This window comes from Mycobacterium sp. NAZ190054 (assembly GCF_001545925.1).
In the GTDB taxonomy this organism is placed as follows: domain Bacteria; phylum Actinomycetota; class Actinomycetes; order Mycobacteriales; family Mycobacteriaceae; genus Mycobacterium.
In genome coordinates this window covers 1-5,423 of the sequence record NZ_LMVQ01000254.1, presented here as the reverse complement: position 1 = coordinate 5,423, position 5,423 = coordinate 1, and the positions used below count along the sequence as shown (strand labels likewise).

The window sequence follows — 5,423 nt, the reverse complement described above, 5'->3', positions numbered from 1 at the left end:
AATTTGTGTTCGGCGGTGTCCTACTTTTCCACCCGGGTGGGTAGTATCATCGGCGCTGGCAGGCTTAGCTTCCGGGTTCGGGATGGGACCGGGCGTTTCCCTGCCGCTATGGACCGCCGTAACTCTATTCACTCGTTTTCGAGTGTGAATCTTGTTGAGTGTGCCCCGTTATTGGTGGTGGGGTGTGGTTGTGGTTTGTGGTGTGGTGTGGTTGCGAGGTTTTGTTGTTGTTGTAAGTTTTCGGCCGGTTAGTGCCAGTTCCCTGCACCTATTACTAGGCTTCTAGGTCTGGTCTATCGATCCCGTGGTCTGCGGGGGGCCTTATCCCACTTAATGGGTGAGAAGCCTGGTCTTGGAGGGGGTTTCCCGCTTAGATGCTTTCAGCGGTTATCCTGTCCGAACGTGGCGATCCAGCGGTGCCCCTGGTGGGACAACTGGTAGACCAGAGGTTCGTCCGTCCCGGTCCTCTCGTACTAGGGACAGGTTTCCTCAAGCTTCTGACGCGCGCGGCGGATAGAGACCGAACTGTCTCACGACGTTCTAAACCCAGCTCGCGTGCCGCTTTAATGGGCGAACAGCCCAACCCTTGGGACCTGCTCCAGCCCCAGGATGCGACGAGCCGACATCGAGGTGCCAAACCATCCCGTCGATATGGACTCTTGGGGAAGATCAGCCTGTTATCCCCGGGGTACCTTTTATCCGTTGAGCGACACCCCTTCCACTCAGAGGTGCCGGATCACTAGTCCCGACTTTCGTCCCTGCTCGACATGTCCGTCTCGCAGTCAAGCTCCCTTGTGCACTTACACTCAACACCTGATTGCCGTCCAGGTTGAGGGAACCTTTGGGCGCCTCCGTTACATTTTAGGAGGCAACCGCCCCAGTTAAACTACCCACCAGGCACTGTCCCTGAACCGGATAAACGGTTCGAGGTTAGAGGCCCAATACGATCAGAGTGGTATTTCAACAACGACTCCACACAAACTGGCGTCTGCGTTTCACAGTCTCCCACCTATCCTACACAAACCGTACCGAGCACCAATACCAAGTTGTAGTGAAGGTCCCGGGGTCTTTTCGTCCTGCCGCGCGTAACGAGCATCTTTACTCGTAATGCAATTTCGCCGAGTCTATGGTTGAGACAGCTGAGAAGTCGTTACGCCATTCGTGCAGGTCGGAACTTACCCGACAAGGAATTTCGCTACCTTAGGATGGTTATAGTTACCACCGCCGTTTACTGGGGCTTAAATTCTCCGCTTCACCCCCGAAAGGGTTAACGGGTCCTCTTAACCTTCCAGCACCGGGCAGGCGTCAGTCCGTATACATCGTCTTGCGACTTCGCACGGACCTGTGTTTTTAGTAAACAGTCGCTTCTCACTGGTTTGTGCCACCCCCTCCCGCTACCCCCAGCAAGTGGGTTCACGGTATGGGGGTCCCCCTTCTCCCGAAGTTACGGGGGCATTTTGCCGAGTTCCTTAACCATAGTTCACTCGTACGCCTCGGTATTCTCTACCTGACCACCTGTGTTGGTTTGGGGTACGGGCCGTGTGTGCGCTCGCTAGAGGCTTTTCTCGACAGCATAGGATCACCGAATTCGCCTCAATCGGCTATGCATCACCTCTCAGGCATCATGAGCGACGGATTTACCTATCACTCGCCCTACAGGTTTACCCCAGTATTACCACTGACTGGTACGGCTACCTTCCTGCGTCACCCCATCGCTTGACTACTACCCATCCGGGTCCCGCGCAGCCGGCGATCCCCGCACCCCGAAGGGATTGGTGAACCACCATTTGGGCGGTTAGCAGAACGGATTCATCAGGGACGCTCACACACGGGTACGGGAATATCAACCCGTTGTCCATCGACTACGCCTGTCGGCCTCGCCTTAGGTCCCGACTCACCCTGGGCGGACTGGCCTGGCCCAGGAACCCTTGGTCTTCCGGCGGGCAAGGTTCTCACTTGCCTTATCGCTACTCATGCCTGCATTCTCACTCCCACACCCTCCACCACTCGATCACTCGGCGGCTTCACCGGATGCAGGACGCTCCCCTACCCAGCACACAAAGTGTGCTGCCGCGGCTTCGGCGGTGTGCTTGAGCCCCGCTACATTATCGGCGCACAATCACTTGACCAGTGAGCTATTACGCACTCTTTCAAGGGTGGCTGCTTCTAAGCCAACCTCCTGGTTGTCTTCGCGACTGCACATCCTTTTCCACTTAGCACACGCTTAGGGGCCTTAGCCGGCGATCTGGGCTGTTTCCCTCTCGACGCACGGAGCTTATCCCCCGCCGTCTCACTGCCGCATTACACCGTGCCGGCATTCGGAGTTTGGCTGACGTCAGTAACCTAGTAGGGCCCATCGGCCATCCAGTAGCTCTACCTCCGACACGAACACTGCGACGCTGCACCTAAATGCATTTCGGGGAGAACCAGCTATCACGGAGTTTGATTGGCCTTTCACCCCTACCCACAACTCATCCCCTCAGTCTTCAACCTAAGTGGGTTCGGGCCTCCACGCGGTCTTACCCGCGCTTCACCCTGGCCATGGGTAGATCACTCCGCTTCGGGTCCAGAACACACCACTACACCACACACTCCTGTGCGGATACGCCCTATTCAGACTCGCTTTCGCTACGGCTACCCCACCCGGGTTAACCTCGCGACATGTCCCTGACTCGCAGGCTCATTCTTCAAAAGGCACGCCATCACCCCACCACAAAGGGAGGGCTCTGACGGATTGTAAGCGCACGGTTTCAGGTACTATTTCACTCCCCTCCCGGGGTACTTTTCACCATTCCCTCACGGTACTCATCCGCTATCGGTCACTGGGAAGTATTCAGGCTTACCGGGTGGTCCCGGCAGATTCACAGCAGATTCCACGGGCCCGCTGCTACTCGGGAACATTCCACGAAAGCCGTTGAGTTTTCATCTACGGGGCTCTCACCCTCTCCGGCAGACCATCCCAGGCCACTCCGACTAACACAACGGTTGATCACTTTCGCTCCTCTCGGCGGAGAGAAGAAGAAACGCCCCACAACACCGCACACACAACCCCCGCCGGGTATCACATGCACACGGTTTAGCCTCCTCCGCTTTCGCTCGCCACTACTCACGGAATCACATATTGTTTTCTCTTCCTACGGGTACTGAGATGTTTCACTTCCCCGCGTTCCCCCCCAACGCCTATATATTCAGCGTTGGGTGACACGACATCACTCGTGCCGGGTTTCCCCATTCGGACATCCTCGGATCCACGCTCGGTTGACAGCTCCCCGAGGCATATCGCAGCCTCCCACGTCCTTCATCGGCTCCCAGTGCCAAGGCATCCACCATGCGCCCTTAAACACTTACAACACAAAACCAAAAAATGAGTCACCCACACACACCCCAAAAGATGCATGCGAGTATCAGAAAAATTTGCATTACACGAAGAACAAGCACACAACCAAAGCCATGCACCCATCCTTCGATGCTCGCAACCACTATCCACAAATCAAACACCACACCCCACCACCAAAGCAGGGCAACAACACGCTCCACCACCCAACGGTGACGGCCGACCAATCACTTGATCGCAGGGCCTGTTGTCTCAAAGCCCAATAGTGTGTCTGGCAGTCCCATCACCGCAAATCCCATGCGGCTCAACGTTTGTCGTGCACCAAACCCCCACCCACTACAGGTGAAAGGGTTCCTCACGGCTACAGGTGTGACCCAGTGCCACAACCTTTTACGTGGTGCTCCTTAGAAAGGAGGTGATCCAGCCGCACCTTCCGGTACGGCTACCTTGTTACGACTTCGTCCCAATCGCCGATCCCACCTTCGACGGCTCCCTCCCACAAGGGGTTAGGCCACCGGCTTCGGGTGTTACCGACTTTCATGACGTGACGGGCGGTGTGTACAAGGCCCGGGAACGTATTCACCGCAGCGTTGCTGATCTGCGATTACTAGCGACTCCGACTTCACGGGGTCGAGTTGCAGACCCCGATCCGAACTGAGACCGGCTTTGAAAGGATTCGCTCCACCTCACGGCATCGCAGCCCTTTGTACCGGCCATTGTAGCATGTGTGAAGCCCTGGACATAAGGGGCATGATGACTTGACGTCATCCCCACCTTCCTCCGAGTTGACCCCGGCAGTCTCTCACGAGTCCCCACCATAACGTGCTGGCAACATGAGACAAGGGTTGCGCTCGTTGCGGGACTTAACCCAACATCTCACGACACGAGCTGACGACAGCCATGCACCACCTGCACACAGGCCACAAGGGAACCCATATCTCTATGAGCGTCCTGTGCATGTCAAACCCAGGTAAGGTTCTTCGCGTTGCATCGAATTAATCCACATGCTCCGCCGCTTGTGCGGGCCCCCGTCAATTCCTTTGAGTTTTAGCCTTGCGGCCGTACTCCCCAGGCGGGGTACTTAATGCGTTAGCTACGGCACGGATCCCAAGGAAGGAAACCCACACCTAGTACCCACCGTTTACGGCGTGGACTACCAGGGTATCTAATCCTGTTCGCTCCCCACGCTTTCGCTCCTCAGCGTCAGTTACTGCCCAGAGACCCGCCTTCGCCACCGGTGTTCCTCCTGATATCTGCGCATTCCACCGCTACACCAGGAATTCCAGTCTCCCCTGCAGTACTCCAGTCTGCCCGTATCGCCCGCACGCCCACAGTTGAGCTGTGAGTTTTCACGGACAACGCGACAAACCACCTACGAGCTCTTTACGCCCAGTAATTCCGGACAACGCTCGGACCCTACGTATTACCGCGGCTGCTGGCACGTAGTTGGCCGGTCCTTCTTCTGTAGGTACCGTCACTTGCGCTTCGTCCCTACCGAAAGAGGTTTACAACCCGAAGGCCGTCATCCCTCACGCGGCGTCGCTGCATCAGGCTTGCGCCCATTGTGCAATATTCCCCACTGCTGCCTCCCGTAGGAGTCTGGGCCGTATCTCAGTCCCAGTGTGGCCGGTCACCCTCTCAGGCCGGCTACCCGTCGTCGCCTTGGTAGGCCATCACCCCACCAACAAGCTGATAGGCCGCGGGCCCATCCCACACCGCAAAAGCTTTCCCCTCCCAGACCATGCGATCAGAAGGGTGTATTCGGTATTAGACCCAGTTTCCCAGGCTTATCCCAAAGTGCAGGGCAGATCACCCACGTGTTACTCACCCGTTCGCCACTCGAGCACCCCGAAGGGCCTTTCCGTTCGACTTGCATGTGTTAAGCACGCCGCCAGCGTTCGTCCTGAGCCAGGATCAAACTCTCCAAACAAAACCTCAAAAAGGCAATTCAGAAAAATCTGACCTCAACAAAAGACACCAAAAACTGGCATCCAAAAACAACCCACCCCTAAACGGGAAAAAGAGGCAGGCCAAAAAACAACAAACAAAAACCACCAAACACACTATTGAGTTCTCAAACAACACGCCC

3 rRNA genes are annotated in these 5,423 nt (G+C 56.4%); all 3 read right to left on the bottom strand.

The features are described 5' to 3' along the window. Window positions 1–7: 7 nt before the first annotated feature. A 5S ribosomal RNA gene (rrf, locus tag ASJ79_RS17765) occupies window positions 8–121 on the bottom strand. A gap of 107 nt (window positions 122–228) precedes the next feature. Further along, a 23S ribosomal RNA gene (locus ASJ79_RS17760) occupies window positions 229–3,350 on the bottom strand. Window positions 3,351–3,742: 392 nt separating this feature from the next. Continuing rightward, window positions 3,743–5,264 (bottom strand): 16S ribosomal RNA (locus ASJ79_RS17755). The 16S, 23S and 5S rRNA genes sit together here, the layout of an rRNA operon. Between the last annotated feature and the right edge of the window lie 159 nt (window positions 5,265–5,423).